The 15,867-nt window shown below is 63.8% G+C and carries 15 protein-coding genes; 13 read left to right on the top strand and 2 right to left on the bottom strand.

Going from position 1 to position 15,867, the window contains the following annotated elements:
* Nucleotides 1-112 precede the first annotated feature (112 nt).
* The 13 genes from AC2FNS_RS14285 (at nucleotide 113) to AC2FNS_RS14225 (ending at nucleotide 13,736) form a co-directional block, all read left to right on the top strand.
* Nucleotides 113-961 (top strand): peptidylprolyl isomerase, encoded by an 849-nt coding sequence (locus AC2FNS_RS14285; RefSeq protein ID WP_496710993.1) that lies wholly within the window; start codon nucleotides 113-115, stop codon nucleotides 959-961.
* A gap of 6 nt (nucleotides 962-967) precedes the next feature.
* Entirely contained in the window at nucleotides 968-2,194 is a 1,227-nt protein-coding gene (argJ, locus tag AC2FNS_RS14280) for a bifunctional glutamate N-acetyltransferase/amino-acid acetyltransferase ArgJ (protein WP_496710992.1), read from the top strand.
* A 55-nt stretch (nucleotides 2,195-2,249) separates the two neighbouring features.
* On the top strand, nucleotides 2,250-2,648 hold the full coding sequence (mutT, locus tag AC2FNS_RS14275; RefSeq protein ID WP_496681018.1) for an 8-oxo-dGTP diphosphatase MutT: 399 nt from the start codon (nucleotides 2,250-2,252) through the stop codon (nucleotides 2,646-2,648).
* A gap of 173 nt (nucleotides 2,649-2,821) precedes the next feature.
* Nucleotides 2,822-4,765 (top strand): AMP-binding protein, encoded by a 1,944-nt coding sequence (locus tag AC2FNS_RS14270; protein ID WP_496711064.1) that lies wholly within the window; start codon nucleotides 2,822-2,824, stop codon nucleotides 4,763-4,765.
* Between the two features lie 77 nt (nucleotides 4,766-4,842).
* The gene (locus AC2FNS_RS14265) at nucleotides 4,843-5,664 is read left to right on the top strand and encodes an ATP-binding cassette domain-containing protein (RefSeq protein ID WP_490361278.1); all 822 of its coding nucleotides are present in this window, start codon (nucleotides 4,843-4,845) and stop codon (nucleotides 5,662-5,664) included.
* Between the two features lie 29 nt (nucleotides 5,665-5,693).
* Nucleotides 5,694-6,680: a branched-chain amino acid ABC transporter permease gene (locus AC2FNS_RS14260; protein ID WP_170443916.1), complete on the top strand. Its 987-nt coding sequence runs from the start codon at nucleotides 5,694-5,696 to the stop codon at nucleotides 6,678-6,680.
* Between the two features lie 3 nt (nucleotides 6,681-6,683).
* Entirely contained in the window at nucleotides 6,684-6,941 is a 258-nt protein-coding gene (locus AC2FNS_RS14255) for a hypothetical protein (RefSeq protein WP_170443918.1), read from the top strand.
* A gap of 3 nt (nucleotides 6,942-6,944) precedes the next feature.
* The gene (locus AC2FNS_RS14250; RefSeq protein ID WP_005979938.1) at nucleotides 6,945-8,021 is read left to right on the top strand and encodes a branched-chain amino acid ABC transporter permease; all 1,077 of its coding nucleotides are present in this window, start codon (nucleotides 6,945-6,947) and stop codon (nucleotides 8,019-8,021) included.
* Between the two features lie 71 nt (nucleotides 8,022-8,092).
* On the top strand, nucleotides 8,093-9,376 hold the full coding sequence (locus AC2FNS_RS14245) for an ABC transporter substrate-binding protein (protein WP_496710991.1): 1,284 nt from the start codon (nucleotides 8,093-8,095) through the stop codon (nucleotides 9,374-9,376).
* Between the two features lie 83 nt (nucleotides 9,377-9,459).
* Nucleotides 9,460-10,293 (top strand): ABC transporter ATP-binding protein, encoded by an 834-nt coding sequence (locus tag AC2FNS_RS14240; RefSeq protein WP_490361275.1) that lies wholly within the window; start codon nucleotides 9,460-9,462, stop codon nucleotides 10,291-10,293.
* 19 nt (nucleotides 10,294-10,312) lie between these two features.
* Complete coding sequence (locus AC2FNS_RS14235; RefSeq protein WP_496803894.1) at nucleotides 10,313-11,530, top strand: phenylacetate--CoA ligase family protein; 1,218 nt, start codon at nucleotides 10,313-10,315, stop codon at nucleotides 11,528-11,530.
* A 114-nt stretch (nucleotides 11,531-11,644) separates the two neighbouring features.
* Nucleotides 11,645-13,312 (top strand): ABC transporter permease, encoded by a 1,668-nt coding sequence (locus tag AC2FNS_RS14230; RefSeq protein ID WP_496797765.1) that lies wholly within the window; start codon nucleotides 11,645-11,647, stop codon nucleotides 13,310-13,312.
* A 73-nt stretch (nucleotides 13,313-13,385) separates the two neighbouring features.
* The gene (locus AC2FNS_RS14225) at nucleotides 13,386-13,736 is read left to right on the top strand and encodes a DUF2794 domain-containing protein (RefSeq protein WP_496681005.1); all 351 of its coding nucleotides are present in this window, start codon (nucleotides 13,386-13,388) and stop codon (nucleotides 13,734-13,736) included.
* Here AC2FNS_RS14225 and AC2FNS_RS14220 read toward each other — a convergent pair.
* Both AC2FNS_RS14220 and AC2FNS_RS14215 read right to left on the bottom strand, forming a co-directional pair.
* Nucleotides 13,733-14,470 (bottom strand): C40 family peptidase, encoded by a 738-nt coding sequence (locus AC2FNS_RS14220; protein WP_496710989.1) that lies wholly within the window; start codon nucleotides 14,468-14,470, stop codon nucleotides 13,733-13,735. The genes AC2FNS_RS14225 and AC2FNS_RS14220 overlap by 4 nt on opposite strands.
* On the bottom strand, nucleotides 14,467-15,849 hold the full coding sequence (locus tag AC2FNS_RS14215; protein ID WP_496710988.1) for a leucyl aminopeptidase family protein: 1,383 nt from the start codon (nucleotides 15,847-15,849) through the stop codon (nucleotides 14,467-14,469). Before AC2FNS_RS14215 ends, AC2FNS_RS14220 begins: the two co-directional genes overlap by 4 nt.
* Nucleotides 15,850-15,867 lie beyond the last annotated feature (18 nt).

Here is a 15,867-nt window from a genome sequence, read left to right as displayed (position 1 = left end):
CATAGATAGCTGGGAGGAAAGATGGTCCTGTCAAAGGCTTCAAGCGATGTAAGCGGCAGGTTCCAGAGTGTCAACGCCACGCCCTGTCGCGGCCAGAATATAGGATGAATTCATGCCCAAAGGTCTCACTTTTCTGCCATCGCTGGCGCTTGCGGCCATGATGGCCCTGCCGGTTGCCGCCGAAACCGAACCTTCGGCCGACACGGTTGTGGCGCGCGTCAACGGCGACGAGATCACTTTGGGCCATGTCATCGCCACCGCGGCCAGCTTGCCGCCGCAATATCAGCAGCTGGATGACGAGGTGCTGTACCAGTTCATCGTCGAGCAGCTGATCCAGCAGCAGCTGCTGAGCCAAGAGCAGGAAGACCTGACCCGCCTGAACGCGCTGATGCTGGAAAACGAGGCGCGCTCGCTGAAGGCGGTGCAGACGGTGAACCAGATCACCGATGCCCAGGTGACCGACGACGCGATCCAGGCCGCCTATGACGCGCAGTTCGCCGAGTTCCAGGGCGAGGACGAGTTCAACGCCAGCCACATCCTTGTCGCGACCGAGGACGAGGCCAAAGAGATCAAAGCGCAACTGGATGACGGCGCCGATTTTGCCGAGCTGGCCAAGGAGAAATCCACCGGTCCGTCCGGTCCCAATGGTGGCGCGCTGGGCTGGTTCGGCAAGGGCCAGATGGTGCCCGAGTTCGAACAGGCCGTGATCGGGCTGGAAAAAGGTCAGGTTTCGGACCCGGTGCAGACCCAGTTCGGATGGCATGTCGTGATTCTGAACGACAAACGCAAATCCGAAGCGCCCGAGCTGGCCGAGGTGCGCGACGAGCTGGCCCAGTCCGTCCGTCAGGAGGCCATTCAGGCCAGGATCGACGAGCTGACCCAGGCGGGCAGCGTCGAGCGCCCCGATGTCGAGGGCCTGACCCCGGACGTGGTCCGTAAGCTGGACCTGGTTCAGGAGTAAACCCCATTGGCCAAGATCACCAAGGTGTCTCCGCTGGCCCCCGCGGCCTTTCCTGATCTGCCGGTTATCGACGGTGCGCGATTCGCCACGGTCGCCGCCGGGGTGCGGTATCAGGGCCGCACCGACGTGATGCTGGCGGTGCTCGATCCGGGCACCGCGGTGGCGGGGGTATTCACCCGCTCGGCCACCCGTGCGGCGCCGGTGCTGGATTGCCAGGACAAGATCGGCGGACCCAGCGACGGGCCGGCGGCGATCCTGGTGAACTCGGGCAACGCCAACGCCTTTACCGGGCAGTACGGGCAGGCGTCGGTCGAGCAGATCACCGAAGCCGTGGCGCAGGCGACCGGTGTGGCGCAGAGCCGCGTGTTCACCTCGTCCACAGGGGTGATCGGCGAGCCGCTGCCGCATGACCGGATCGTGGCCCGGCTGGACGAACTGACCGCCGGCCTGCGCGCCGACGCGCTGGAAGAGGCGGCGCGGGCGATCATGACCACCGATACCTTCCCCAAAGGCGCCAGCGCGCAGTTGGAGATTGATGGCAAAACAGTCTCTATTGCGGGGATTGCCAAAGGGTCGGGCATGATCGCGCCCGACATGGCGACGATGCTGGTCTATATCTTCACCGATGCGAAGATCGAGCAACCGGCGCTGCAACGGTTGCTGGCCGAGCAGACCGACCGGACCTTCAACTGCATCACCGTGGACAGCGACACCTCGACCTCGGACAGCCTGCTGCTGTGCGCGACGGGCGCGTCAGGGGTGGAGGCCACCGGCAATGCCGATTTCGCGCGGGCGCTGGAATCGGTGATGCTGGACCTGGCGCATCAGGTGGTGAAGGACGGCGAAGGCGCCACCAAATTCGTCGAGATCCGCGTGACCGGCGCCGCCTCGGACGCCGATGCCAAGGTCCACGGTATGGCCATCGCCAATTCACCGCTGGTCAAGACCGCCATCGCGGGCGAGGATCCGAACTGGGGCCGTGTCGTCATGGCGATCGGCAAATCCGGCGCGGCGGCCGATCGCGACACGCTCAGCATTTCCTTCGGCGATATCCTCGTGGCCGAAAACGGCTGGGTCAGCCCAACCTATCGCGAGGAACACGCCGCCGCTTATATGAAAGGCCAGGAACTGGTGATCGCGGTCGATCTGGGGCTGGGCGCGGGCAAGGCCACTGTCTGGACCTGCGACCTGACGCACGGGTACATCGAGATCAACGCGGACTACCGGTCGTGACATCAGAGCAATTCCAGCAGAAGTGGAGCCCGGTTTTGCGTCCGGGACTGCGACAATGAAAACGGTTCTCGTCTCTGCCGTCGCCTTGATCGACGTGGATGGGCGGGTGCTGCTGGCGCAGCGCCCGGAGGGTAAGTCCATGGCCGGGCTGTGGGAATTTCCCGGCGGCAAGATCGAGCCGGGTGAAACCCCCGAGGCCGCCCTGATCCGCGAATTGCACGAGGAACTGGGCATCGACACCTGGGCCTCGTGCCTGGCGCCGCTGACCTTTGCCAGCCACAGCTATGACGATTTCCACCTGCTGATGCCTCTGTTCGCATGCCGTAAATGGCAGGGCATTCCGCAGTCAAAAGAAGGGCAGGCGCTGAAATGGGTGCGCGCGAACGACCTGCGCAACTATCCGATGCCGGCGGCAGATGTTCCACTGATCCCGATCCTGCGGGATTGGCTGTAACAATTCGTAAGATTCCGGAAAACATCACGAAAAAGTTGACGCTGATCGTCCTCCTTGTCCTTAATCGGGGCAGCGGCGCGCGGGTCTGACCCGGCGACGTCGTTCCGGCCCAAACCGGGGTCGGATGGGGAGGAGAGATAGAATTGGCTCAGACGCAGTCGGGCGCCGAGGGGATGCACTCCCTTCCGGCGCTGCTACACCGCAATGCGACGCAGTTCGGGGATGCCCCGGCCTACCGCGAAAAGGAATTCGGGATCTGGCAGTGCTGGACCTGGGCGGAAACGGCCGCCGAGATCCGTGCGCTGGCGCTGGGGTTCCTGGAGCTCGGCGTTGAAAAGGGCGACCATATCGCCGTAATCGGGCGCAACCGTCCGGCGCATTACTGGTCGATGATCGCGGCCCAGATGGTGGGTGCGGTGCCGGTGCCGCTGTATCAGGACTCGGTCGCCGAAGAGATGGCCTATGTGCTGGAGCACTGCGGCGCGAAATACGTGGTCTGCGGCGACCAAGAGCAGGTCGACAAGGTCATCGAGATCCAGCAGGATCTGCACCAGGTCAAGCATATCCTCTATACCGACAAGCGCGGCATGCGGAAATACGACCACAGCCAGATGAACGCGCTGAGCGACATCATGGCCGAGGGGCGCGCCGGGCATCACCGGTTCGATGCCGAGCTGGACCGCCGCATCGCCGAGATCACCTATGACGACACCTGCGTGATGCTCTATACCTCGGGCACCACGGGCAAGCCCAAGGGCGTGGTTCTGTCGAACCGCAACGTGATCGAAAGCGCAAAGAACTCGGCCGAATTCGACCACCTGACCCGGAACGAGGATATCCTGTCCTATCTGCCGATGGCCTGGGTGGGCGACTTCATCTTCTCGATCGGTCAGGCCTATTGGTGCGGCTTCTGCGTGAACTGCCCCGAAAGCGCCGACACGATGATGACCGACCTGCGCGAGATCGGGCCGACCTATTTCTTCGCGCCGCCGCGGGTGTTCGAGACCCAGTTGACCAACGTGATGATCCGGATGGAGGATGCCAGCCCGATGAAGCAGCGGATGTTCCGCTATTTCATGGATCACGCCAAGAAGGTCGGTGGACGCATCCTGGACGGCAAGCCGGTCAATTTCATGGACCGTTTGAAATACGCGATCGGCAACGTGCTGGTCTATGGGCCGCTCAAGGATACGCTGGGCTATAGCCGCATTCGCGTGGGATACACCGCGGGCGAGGCGATCGGGCCCGAAATCTTCGAGTTCTACCGCTCGCTGGGGATCAACCTCAAACAGCTTTATGGCCAGACCGAGGCGACGGTGTTCATCACCGTCCAGCCCGACGGCGAGGTTCGGGCCGACACGGTGGGCGTCCCGGCCCCCGATGTCGAGCTTAAGATCGCCGAGAATGGCGAGATCTTCTATCGCTCGCCCGGCGTGTTCGTCGAATATTTCAAGAACCCCGAATCCACCGCCTCGACCAAGGACCCCGAAGGTTGGGTGGCCACGGGCGACGCGGGCTTCATCGAGGAAAGCAGCGGCCACCTGCGGATCATCGACCGCGCAAAGGACGTGGGCAAGATGGCCGATGGCTCGATGTTTGCGCCGAAATATGTCGAGAACAAGCTGAAGTTCTATCCCGACATCCTCGAAGCGGTGCTGTTCGGCAATGGTCGCGACCGTTGCGTGGCGTTCATCAACATAGACCTGACGGCGGTGGGCAATTGGGCCGAGCGCAACAACATCGCCTATGCCTCGTACCAGGAACTGGCGGGCCATACGCGGGTGCTGGAGACGATCCGCAGCCACGTGGAAGAGGTCAACAAGTCGGTTGCCGCCGACGAGATGCTGTCGGGTTGCCAGGTGCACCGGTTCGTGGTGCTGCACAAGGAACTGGACCCCGATGATGGCGAGATCACCCGCACCCGAAAGGTGCGCCGCAAGTTCGTCGAGGACAAATACGCCGACATCATCGCCGCGCTCTATGACGGGTCCGAGACGGTCTCGACCACGACCGAGGTGACCTATGAGGACGGACGCAAGGGATCCATCAGCGCCACGCTGCAGATCGTCGACGTGCCGGTCGCGCCGGTGTCGCATCAGAAGGTGGCCGCGGAATGAGGCCGGTCGCGCGCCGCTCGGCCTGCGGCCATCGCCCCGCCCGCCGTCCCGTTCACCCGCAGTTTGAGGAGTAGACGATGCTGGATGCATCCGACGACGGATATGTCACCGAGGATGGCCGCAAGATTGGCGGCGTGGTGATGGAGATGAAGAACATCACCCTGCGGTTCGGCGGCGTGGTGGCTATCAAGGACATCTCGTTCGACATTCGCCAGGGCGAGATCCGCGCGATCATCGGGCCCAACGGTGCGGGCAAGTCCTCGATGCTGAACGTGATTTCCGGCTTCTACGTCCCGCAGGAGGGCGAGGTCTGGTTCCACGGGGCGAAGCGCCCGCCGATGAAACCCTATGAGGTGGCCCGGCAGGGCATCGCCCGGACCTTTCAGAACATCGCCCTGTTTGAAGGCATGAGCGTTCTGGACAACGTGATGACAGGCCGCCTGAATTTCATGAAGACCAACATCGTGCAGCAGGCGATCTGGCGCGGCAAGGCCGAGGCGGAAGAGGTGGAAAACCGCGAGGCGGTGGAAAAGATCATCGACTTTCTGGAAATCCAGCACATCCGCAAGACACCGGTGGCGCGGCTGCCCTATGGCCTGAAGAAACGCGTCGAGTTGGCCCGCGCACTGGCCGCCGAACCCAAGCTGCTGCTGCTGGACGAGCCGATGGCGGGCATGAACGTCGAGGAGAAAGAGGACATGAGCCGCTTTATCCTGGATGTGAACGACGAATTCGGCACGACCATTGCCCTGATCGAGCATGACATGGGCGTGGTGATGGACTTGAGCGACCGCGTGGTCGTGATGGATTACGGCAAGAAGATCGGGGACGGCACGCCGGACGAGGTGCGCAACAACCAGGAAGTCATCGACGCCTATCTGGGGGTCAGCCATGACTGAGCACCGTACGAACTTGAGGGGAGGCGCAGATGCCTGATCAGTTGATTTTCGCGATGGAGGTCTTTCTGAACGGCCTCATGGCCGGGGTGCTGTATGCGCTGGTCGCGCTGGGCTTTGTGCTGATCTACAAGGCGTCTGGGATCTTCAATTATGCCCAGGGGGTTATGGCCCTGTTTGCGGCGATGACGCTGGTGGGGATCATGAACGGGCAGGTGCCCTTTGCCCATCTGATCAACGCCATTTTCGGCACGCATGTCTATACGTTCGGCTGGACCGTTCCGGCGTTTCTGGCGATCATTCTGACGATGGCGGTAATGGTGTTGCTGGCCTGGGCGGTGCAGCGCTTTGTCATGCGCCACCTGGTCGGGCAGGAGCCGATCATCCTGTTCATGGCCACGATCGGCCTTGCCTATTTCCTGGAAGGCGTGGCCGACCTGATGTGGGGGTCCGAGATCAAGACACTGGACGTGGGTCTGCCGCAGGGCATCAACCTGTGGATCGACGAGACCACCTACAACATCTTCGGCTACGGCTTCTTCATCGACAATCTGGACATCGTGGCGACGGTCATCGCGGCGTTGCTGGTGGCCGCGCTGGTCGCGTTCAGCCAGTACACCAAGCAGGGCCGCGCCATGCGGGCTGTGGCCGACGACCACCAAGCCGCACTGTCGGTCGGTATCTCGCTGAACTTCATCTGGATCATGGTCTGGTCGGTGGCCGGGTTCGTGGCGCTGGTCGCGGGCATCATGTGGGGCACCAAGTCGGGCGTGCAGTTCTCGCTGTCGCTGATCGCGCTCAAGGCATTGCCGGTTCTGATGCTGGGTGGGTTCACTTCGATCCCCGGCGCCATCGTCGGCGGGCTGATCATCGGTGTGGGCGAGAAGCTGTTCGAGTTCGCCGTGGGCCCGCTGGTGGGTGGCGCGACCGAGAACTGGTTCGCCTACGTGCTGGCGTTGATCTTCCTGGTGTTCCGGCCGCAGGGCCTGTTCGGCGAGAAGATCATCGAGAGGGTGTAGGCCATGACCAAGCTGATCGCCATCATCAACGTGATCGCGTGGGCGGGGTTCTGGGCCTTTGGGTACATCGCCCTAACCTCGGACGATCTGACCGCCAATCAGCTGACCGTGGCCGCGCTTTTGGCCTTTGCCGGGCTGGTCATGGGCGTTCTGGCTTACATGAAACTGGTGCGCGCCTCGGAGGCGAGCGGATATGCCAAACGGTCCAACCAACTGGACGTCGAAGCCCGCAACCGGGCGCAGGAACAATGGGGAAAGTAAGACATGTTCTATCGTGAGGCAGGAGACTTCAAGACCTCCTACAGGGACGACAACCAGACTTTCCCGATCAAGTTCGACCGGTATCGGTATTATGTGGTGCTGGCGGTGGCGTTCGGGATAATTCCGTTCATCATCAACGACTATTGGGCCAACGCGCTGCTGCTGCCCTTCCTGATCTATGCGATCGCGGCGATTGGGCTGAACATCCTTGTGGGGTATTGCGGGCAGGTTTCCTTGGGCACCGGGGGGTTCATGGCCGTGGGCGCCTATGCCTGCTACAAGCTGATGACCGCCTTTCCCGACGTGTCGATGTTCATCCATGTGATCCTGGCCGGCGGCATCACTGCCATCGTGGGCGTGCTGTTCGGCCTGCCCAGCCTGCGGATCAAGGGGTTCTATCTGGCGGTGGCGACGCTGGCGGCGCAGTTCTTCTTGGTGTGGCTGTTCAACCGGGTGCCGTGGTTCTACAACTATTCGGCCTCGGGGCAGATCAACGCGCCGGAACGTGACGTGTTCGGCATCATCATCACCGGCCCCAACGCGCCGGCCTGGGCGACCTATCTGTTCTGCCTGATCTTCCTGACCGCCTGCGCGATCATCGCCCGCAACCTGACCCGCGGAACCACCGGGCGCACCTGGATGGCGATCCGCGACATGGACATCGCCGCCGAAATCATCGGTGTGAACCCGCTGCGCGCCAAGCTCAGCGCCTTTGCCGTCAGTTCGTTCTTCGTGGGCGTGTCGGGCGCGCTGTTCTTCGCCATCTACCTGGGCGCGGTCGAGGTGGGCGAGGCCTTCGGCATCCAGAAATCCTTCCTGGTGCTGTTCATGGTCATCATCGGCGGGCTGGGCTCGATCTTCGGATCCTTCGCCGGCGCCGCCTTTCTGGTGCTGCTGCCGGTGGTGCTCAAGGTCGTGGGCGCGGACATGCTGGGCTGGCCCACCGACATCGTCGCGCATCTGCAGCTGGTGATCGTGGGCGGGCTGATCATCCTGTTCCTGATCCTCGAACCGCACGGTCTGGCGCAGCTGTGGCGCGTCGCCAAGGAGAAACTGAGACTCTGGCCTTTCCCGCACTAGGGACCGGCCCAATCAAGAAAGGGGCGCAAAGCCCGAACCAACATCGGACAAACCAAGGGAGGAGACACCCGATGAACAAGAAACTGGCAACCATGGCGCTGAGTGCGCTGATGGCCGCAGGTCCGGCAATGGCCGACCTCGTGTTCCCGTCGCTCAGCTACCGCACCGGGCCTTACGCCGCGGGCGGCATCCCCTTCGCGGATGGCTACGCGGATTATTTCACTCTGCTCAACGAGCGGGACGGCGGCATCGGTGGTGTTCCGGCCAAGGTCATCGAGTGCGAAACCGGCTACAACACCGAGAAGGGTGTCGAATGCTATGAATCGACCAAAGGCGAAGGTGCGCTGGTGTATCAGCCGTTGTCAACCGGCATCACCTATCAGCTGATCCCGAAAACCACTGCTGACGACATCCCGATGCACACGATGGGCTATGGCCGCACCTCGGCCAAGAACGGCAAGGTGTTCAGCCACACGTTCAACTATCCGGCCAACTACTGGGACGGCGCCTCGGGTGCGATCAACTATCTGCTGGACGAGAACGGCGGTGACCTGAACGGCAAGAAAATCGCGCTGGTCTATCACAACTCGGCCTATGGCAAAGAGCCGATCCGCACGCTGGAAGAGCTGTCCAAGAAGCACGGCTTCGAGCTGGTGGCCCTGCCGGTCGATCACCCGGGCCAGGAGCAGAAATCGCAGTGGCTGCAGATCCGCCGCGATCGTCCCGACTATGTCCTGATGTGGGGCTGGGGCGTGATGAACCAGGTGGCCATTCAGGAGGCCGCGAACATCCGGTTCCCGATGGAGAACTTCATCGGCATCTGGTGGTCGGGCGCTGAACATGACGTGATGCCCGCCGGTGCGGCCGCCGATGGCTACAAGGCGCTGACTTTCCACAACGTCGGCTCGGACTTTCCGCTGTATGACGATCTGAGGAAATACGTCGTCGATGCAGGCAAGGCCGCCGGTGCCGGCGATCAGGTCGGTACGGTCCTGTACAACCGCGGACTCTATGCCGCGATGCTGGCCGCCGAAGCCGCCAAGAAGGCGCAGGAAATCTCGGGCAAGGCCGACATCACCGGTGCCGACATGCGGGCCGGTATGGAAGCGCTTGAGATGACCGAAGAAAAGATGGCCGAACTGGGACTGCCGAATTTCGGCCCGACCTTCACCGTGAGCTGTGAAAACCACGGCGGCAACGGAATGGTGGGTGTGACCCAGTGGGATGCGGACACCAAGACTTGGTCGCTGATCTCGGACTTCAAGCCGACCGATGGCGACGTGATCGGTGCGCTGATCGAGGAAGACTCGGCCGCTTATGCCGCCGAGAACAACATCGAATCGCGCTGCAACTGAGCGGCACGAACACCGGGGCGGCGGCTGACCGCCGCCCCGAACCGGACAAGCCCCGAACGGGGCAGGCATGAGGACACGCGCTGATGCTGGATGCGGCACAAACCACTGACGTGCAGGCGGAAACCCTGCTTGAGGTCAACAATATCGAGGTGATCTACAACCACGTGATCCTCGTGCTGAAGGGCGTCAGCCTGACCGTGCCCAAGGGCGGGATCACCGCGCTTCTGGGCGGCAACGGGGCCGGCAAGACGACGACGCTCAAGGCGGTGTCGAACCTGCTGAAATCCGAACGTGGTGAGGTGACCAAAGGCTCGATCAAGTATCGCGGCCAGAACGTGCACGAGCGCGACCCGGCCGATCTGGTGCAGAAGGGCGTCATCCAGGTGATGGAAGGCCGCCACTGTTTCGAACACCTGACTGTCGAGGAAAACCTGCTGACCGGGGCCTATACCCGCAAGGACGGCAAGGCCGCCATCCAGCAGGACCTCGAGATGGTCTACAACTATTTCCCCCGCCTGAAAGAGCGGCGCCGCAGCCAGGCGGGCTATACCTCGGGCGGGGAACAACAGATGGTGGCCATGGGCCGCGCGCTGATGAGCCGCCCCGAGACGATCCTGCTAGACGAGCCCTCGATGGGCCTTGCGCCGCAGCTGGTCGAGGAGATCTTCACCATCGTGAAGGACCTGAACGAACAGGAAGGCGTGTCCTTCCTGCTGGCCGAGCAGAACACCAACGTGGCGCTGCGCTTTGCCCATTACGGATACATCCTTGAATCGGGGCGCGTGGTGATGGACGGCCCTGCCGCCGAACTGCGCGAGAACCCGGACGTCAAGGAATTCTACCTCGGCATGTCCGACGAAGGCCGCAAGAGCTTCCGCGACGTGCGGTCCTATCGTCGCCGCAAAAGGTGGCTGTGAGCGGATGGAGGATCTGGCGATGACATTCTACGATGCTCTGGAAACCCGTTCGGCCGACCAGCGCGCCGCCGAGCAATCGGCCGGTCTGCGCGAACAGCTGGCGCGGGCGAAATCCGCGCCCGGTTTCGCGGCCCATTTCGCCGATGTCGATCTGGATGCGATCCAGACCATCGCCGATCTGCCCAGGCTGCCGATTCTGCGCAAGTCCGACCTGACCAAGGCGCAGGGTCAGCACCCGCCCTTTGGTGGCTTTACCGTCAAGCCTGCGCATGGCTTTGCCCATGTGTTCCAGTCGCCGGGGCCGATCTATGAACCCGGCGGAGTCGATCACGACTGGTGGCGCATGGGCCGGTTCCTGCATGCGGCGGGCGTGGGCCAGGGCGATATCGTGCAGAACTGTTTTGGCTATCACCTGACACCCGCGGGCATGATCTTTGAAAACGGCGCCCGTGCCGTGGGCGCCGCCGTGCTGCCCGCCGGCACCGGCCAGACCGAACTTCAGGTGACCGCCGCGCGCGACGTGGGCTGCACCGCCTATGCCGGCACGCCGGATTACCTGAAGGTGATCTTGGACAAGGCCGACGAGATGGGCGTTTCGCTGAACTTCTCGAAGGCCGTCGTGGGCGGCGGGGCTCTGTTCCCCAGCCTGCGCCAGGCCTATGCCGATCGGGGCATCTCCTGTCTGCAGTGCTATGCCACGGCCGATCTGGGCAATATCGCCTATGAAAGCGCCGCGATGGAGGGCATGATCATCGACGAGCATGTCATCGTCGAAATCGTGACCCCCGGTACCGGAACACCGGTGGCGGAAGGCGAGGTCGGCGAGGTCGTGGTGACCTCCCTCAACCCCGACTATCCGCTGATCCGCTTTGCCACCGGTGATCTGTCGGCGGTGTTGCCCGGGCGGTCGCCCTGTGGTCGCACCAACCTGCGCATCAAGGGCTGGATGGGGCGTGCCGACCAGACCACCAAGATCAAGGGCATGTTCGTGCGCCCCGAACAGGTGGCCGCGCTAGTCGCCAAGCATGACGAGATCGTCAAGGCCCGCGTGATCGCCGCCCGGCAGGGCGAGATGGACACGATGACCGTTCAGATCGAAAGCCCAGGCGGCGACGCCGATACCTATGCCAAATCTGTGGTCGAGGTGCTCAAGTTGAAGGGTGCGGTTCAGGTGGTGACGCCCGGCTCGCTGCCCAAGGACGGGCTGGTGATCGAGGATCAGCGCGTCTACGATTGATCCGGCCCTGGATTCTGCGGCCAATTACGCCGCAGAATCCTGTGCCTGCCCACTGGCGTTTCCGAGTTTTTTGGTCGATTAAAGGGGAACCGCAACCTTTGTCGACCCGAGGCCATGGCCCAGATCGAATTTTCAGAACATGGATCGCGCAACCGCGGGGCTCTTGGCACCCGGTTCGTCGGGGCCTTGGCCTATCTGGTGGCGGCAGCCTGCCTGTTGCCGATGGTCGCCGTGGTGCTGGCGGCCGTCACCGGCGGTACCGACACGATCCGGCATCTGCTGGACACGGTCCTGCCCGGCTATGCCACCACCACGGCTATTCTGGTGGTTCTGGTCTCGGCCGGCACCTTCGCCATCGGGGTCGGGGCCGCGTGGCTGGTCACCATGACCCGTTTTCCCGGGGTACGCCTGTTCGAAGTGGCACTGGTGCTGCCGCTGGCCTTTCCGGCCTATGTGCTGGCCTATGCCTATACCTTCATCCTCGATCACCCCGGCATCGTTCAGACCACGCTGCGCCAGGTGACCGGCTGGGGCCCGCGCGACTATTGGTTCCCCGAGATCCGCTCGACCGAGGGTGCGGCAGTCATGCTGATCCTGGTGCTGTACCCCTATGTCTATCTGTTGGCCCGCGCGGCCTTTCTGCAACAAAGCGCCACCGCCTTTCTGGCGGCGCGGGCGCTGGGCAGCAGCCCGTGGTCGGCCTTCTGGCGTGTCTCGCTGCCGATGGCGCGACCCGCCATCGCCGGAGGCGTACTGCTGGCGGTGATGGAGACCATCGCCGATTTCGGCACGGTCGCCTATTTCGGGGTTCAGACCTTTGCCACCGGCATCTATACCAGCTGGTTTTCGATGGCCGACCGCGCGGCGGCAGCGCAGCTGGCGCTGTGCCTTCTGGCCTTTGCGCTGGTGATGGCCGTGACCGAGCGCACCCAGCGCGGCAAAGCCAAATACTACCAGCCGGGCAAACGCCATTCGGCCTTGCCGGCGGCGCAATTGTCCGGTTGGCAGGCCGTGGCGGCGTGGGTCCTGTGTGCCATCCCGGTTCTTTTGGGGTTTCTGTTGCCGGTCGTCGTTCTGGTTCAGATGGGGTTGGAGTCCGAGCAGAACCTGCTGTCGGCACGCTATCTGGGGTTCATTCGCAATTCTCTGACGCTGGCGGGAACGGCGGCGGTGATCACCGTCTGCGCGGCGGTCTGCGTGGGGTTCTATCAACGGCTGCGGCCCGGGCGCGGCTCGGCCATGGCGGCCTATGTGGCGCGGTTGGGCTACGCCGTGCCAGGCGGGGTCATCGCGGTGGGGCTGATCGTGCCCTTTGCTGGATTCGACAATGCGCTGGACGCCTGGATGCGGCAGTCCTTCGGCGTGTCGACCGGGTTGCTGGTCACCGGCTCGATCTGGCTGTTGGTGGCGGCCTACATGGTGCGCTTTTTGGCCGCCGCGCTCAGCGCCTATGAAAGTGGCCAGAGCACGGTGCATGCAAATATGGACGCCGCTGCCCGGTCCTTGGGGCAGACACCATTGGGCACGTTGAGGCGGGTGCATCTGCCGATCCTCACGCCGTCGTTGCTGACGGCGCTGCTGATTGTGTTCGTGGACGTGATGAAGGAACTGCCGGCCACGCTGATCATGCGGCCGTTCAACTTTGATACGCTGGCGGTGCAGGCCTATCGGCTGGCCTCGGACGAACGGTTGGAGGGCGCCGCCGTTCCGTCGCTGGTGATCCTGGCCGTGGGGCTGCTGCCGGTGATCCTGATCTGCCGCCAGGTGGGTCGCAAGCCCTGACCGGCGGTTCAAAAATACCACACCCTGTCGTGACAGACTTGATCTGATCTCCGTTTCCGGCAAGGCTGAAGACATGAACATGCAGCCTCCCAGCCGGAACCCTGCAGGGCCGACCCAGATGCCGGTGGCCTTCAACCGGCAAGAGATGTCATTGATTCTTTCCGTCTATGGACGGATGGTCGCCGCCGGAGAATGGCGCGATTACGGAATATCCAACCTGCGCGACGTGGCGATCTTTTCGGTCTTCCGGCGCACCGCCGAACACCCGATCTACCGCATCGAGAAACACCCGCGTCTGCGGCAGAAACAGGGCATGTTCTCGGTGGTGGGCATGGACGGACGCATCCTGAAACGCGGGCACGACCTGCGCGCCGTCCTGCGGGTGCTTGAGCGCAAGCTGATCCGCTCGGTCGACCCGGATTAGAGCCGCTTGTGCGCCGTGACCGGCCCGTCGCCCTGGGCCTCGATCCGGGCGATGGCCTGATCCATCGGCTCGAATACCACGGCCATGTGGTGGGCATTGGCATGCAGCAGCAGGTTGTCACCGGACACCCAGGCCACATGGCCTTTCCAGAACAGCAGATCGCCACGCTGCGCCGGGGAGCCTTGAGGCAATGCGGTCCCCAGGTCCCGCTCTTGATCGCCGCTGTCGCCGGGGCAGGCCACACCGCAGGCCAGCAGCCCCGCCTGCACCAGGCCCGAACAATCCAGCCCCCACCGGCTGTTGCCACCCCACAGATAGGGCGTGCCCAGAAAAAGTTCGGCCACCGCCACCGGGTCGTTCAGCAGTGTTCCGACCGGTTTGACATGCACTGCGGGGATGAACCCAAGCTCGGTCTCGACAAAGCGGTCTTGCTGCGACAGCACCACGATCCGGCTGCCAAAGCTCAGGCTGACTCGGTCGGGGCTTTTGATGTCGGATTCGGAATAGGCATGGGTCGCCGGGGCCCAGATCCAATGCGTGGCCGGGGCATCCGGGCCCAGCTGGTCCGCGCGCAACCAGCCTTGATACCCATCCTTGTCGGAAACCACCCGGTACCAGCCGCCGGACTGTTCGGTGACGTCAAGGCCGTCGCCATACAGCAGCTGCCGGTCGCGCGAACCCTTGGGGCTGCGCAGCAGGTCCACGACGGGGCGGATGACGCGCGCGCGGTTCACAGGCCCAGCAACCCCGGCAGGGCGGTCAGCAGGGCGCGCGGCCCTTGCCCCAACCCGCCCTTGCTGCGGCCGGGCTCTTTAGCTTTTTGCCAGGAATAGATGTCGAAATGCATGTACCGGCTGTTTTCCACGAACCGCCGCAGGAACAACGCCGCGGTGATCGACCCGGCGAACCCGCCCGCCGGCGCGTTGTCGAGATCGGCGATGCCCGGTTCGATCAAGGTTTCGTAGGGCGTGTGGAACGGCATCCGCCAGACCGGGTCAGCCGCCTGAACAGCGGCCTGCACCAAGGCCTGCGCAGCGGCATCGTCATCGGTGTAGAACGGGGCCAGATCCGCCCCCACCGCCACCCGCGCCGCCCCGGTCAGCGTCGCCATCGAGATCACCAGATCCGGCGCGCCCTCATCCGCCAGCGCCAGCGCATCGGCCAGCACCAGCCGCCCTTCAGCATCGGTGTTGTTGATCTCGACCGTCAGGCCCTTGCGTGAGGTCAGGATGTCGCCCGGCCGGAACGCGTTGCCCGCCACCGCGTTTTCCACCGCCGGGATTAGTACACGCAATTGCAGCGGCAGATCCAGCGCCATGATCATGCGCGCCAGCCCCAGCACGTTCGCCGCGCCGCCCATGTCCTTTTTCATCAAACCCATCGCGGCGGCGGGCTTAAGATCCAGCCCGCCGGTGTCGAAACAGACGCCTTTGCCGACCAGAGTCAGTTTCGGGCCGGATGTGCCCCAGGTCATCTCGATTAGGCGCGGGGCCTGTTCGGCGGCCCGGCCCACGGCGTGGATCATCGGGAAATTCCGTTCCAACAGCGCGTCGCCCTGTGTCACCGAACACTGGGCGCCGAACTCCCCGGCCAGCGCCTCGGCCGCGGCCTGAAGCTGATCGGGGCCCATGTCGGCCGCGGGCGTGTTGACCAGATCGCGGATCAGCGCCTCGGCATTGGCCATGATCTCGACCCGCGCGGCGTTCACCCCGTCCGGCGCGACCAGCCTGGCCTTGGCGGCCGATTGCGTGGCATATCGGTCAAAGGCATAGCCGGTCAGCAACCAGCCCAGCGCCTCGACCTCGGCGCGGTCGGCGGGCAGGCCCGAAGCGATGGCATAGGTGCCCTCGGGCAGCGCCTCGGCCGCGGCGGCCAGCGGGAACCGAACCCGCGCGCGCCGGTCGGCGGTGCCATAGCCGGCCAGTGCACGATCGGGCGCCCCTTCAGCACCCGGGATCAGCAACACCTGCCCCAACGCCCCGGTGAACCTGTTCGCCGCCACCCAGGCCTGAACCTGCGGCGGCTGCGCTTCGAGCCACCCATCGCGTGCGTCCTGGTCGATGACATGCAGCGCAGTGGCCGGTTGGTCGGGGGAAGCGAATGTCAGGGTCATGGGCGCCTCGGTCTGATC

The sequence above is a fragment of the Ruegeria sp. BHSA191 genome (assembly GCF_059613325.1).
The sequence above is the reverse complement of the archived record's forward strand: the minus strand, read 5'-3'. Positions and strand labels throughout refer to the sequence as shown.

Excerpts from the sequence above, each read along its gene's own strand:
- AC2FNS_RS14285 (WP_496710993.1), top strand. The coding sequence starts at position 113 with ATGCCCAAAGGTCTCACTTTTCTGCCATCGCTGGCGCTTGCGGCCATG.
- mutT (WP_496681018.1), top strand. The coding sequence starts at position 2,250 with ATGAAAACGGTTCTCGTCTCTGCCGTCGCCTTGATCGACGTGGATGGG.
- AC2FNS_RS14270 (WP_496711064.1), top strand. The coding sequence starts at position 2,822 with ATGCACTCCCTTCCGGCGCTGCTACACCGCAATGCGACGCAGTTCGGG.
- AC2FNS_RS14265 (WP_490361278.1), top strand. The coding sequence starts at position 4,843 with ATGCTGGATGCATCCGACGACGGATATGTCACCGAGGATGGCCGCAAG.
- AC2FNS_RS14260 (WP_170443916.1), top strand. The coding sequence starts at position 5,694 with ATGCCTGATCAGTTGATTTTCGCGATGGAGGTCTTTCTGAACGGCCTC.
- AC2FNS_RS14255 (WP_170443918.1), top strand. The coding sequence starts at position 6,684 with ATGACCAAGCTGATCGCCATCATCAACGTGATCGCGTGGGCGGGGTTC.
- AC2FNS_RS14250 (WP_005979938.1), top strand. The coding sequence starts at position 6,945 with ATGTTCTATCGTGAGGCAGGAGACTTCAAGACCTCCTACAGGGACGAC.
- AC2FNS_RS14245 (WP_496710991.1), top strand. The coding sequence starts at position 8,093 with ATGAACAAGAAACTGGCAACCATGGCGCTGAGTGCGCTGATGGCCGCA.
- AC2FNS_RS14240 (WP_490361275.1), top strand. The coding sequence starts at position 9,460 with ATGCTGGATGCGGCACAAACCACTGACGTGCAGGCGGAAACCCTGCTT.
- AC2FNS_RS14235 (WP_496803894.1), top strand. The coding sequence starts at position 10,313 with ATGACATTCTACGATGCTCTGGAAACCCGTTCGGCCGACCAGCGCGCC.
- AC2FNS_RS14230 (WP_496797765.1), top strand. The coding sequence starts at position 11,645 with ATGGCCCAGATCGAATTTTCAGAACATGGATCGCGCAACCGCGGGGCT.
- AC2FNS_RS14225 (WP_496681005.1), top strand. The coding sequence starts at position 13,386 with ATGAACATGCAGCCTCCCAGCCGGAACCCTGCAGGGCCGACCCAGATG.
- AC2FNS_RS14215 (WP_496710988.1), bottom strand. The coding sequence starts at position 15,849 with ATGACCCTGACATTCGCTTCCCCCGACCAACCGGCCACTGCGCTGCAT.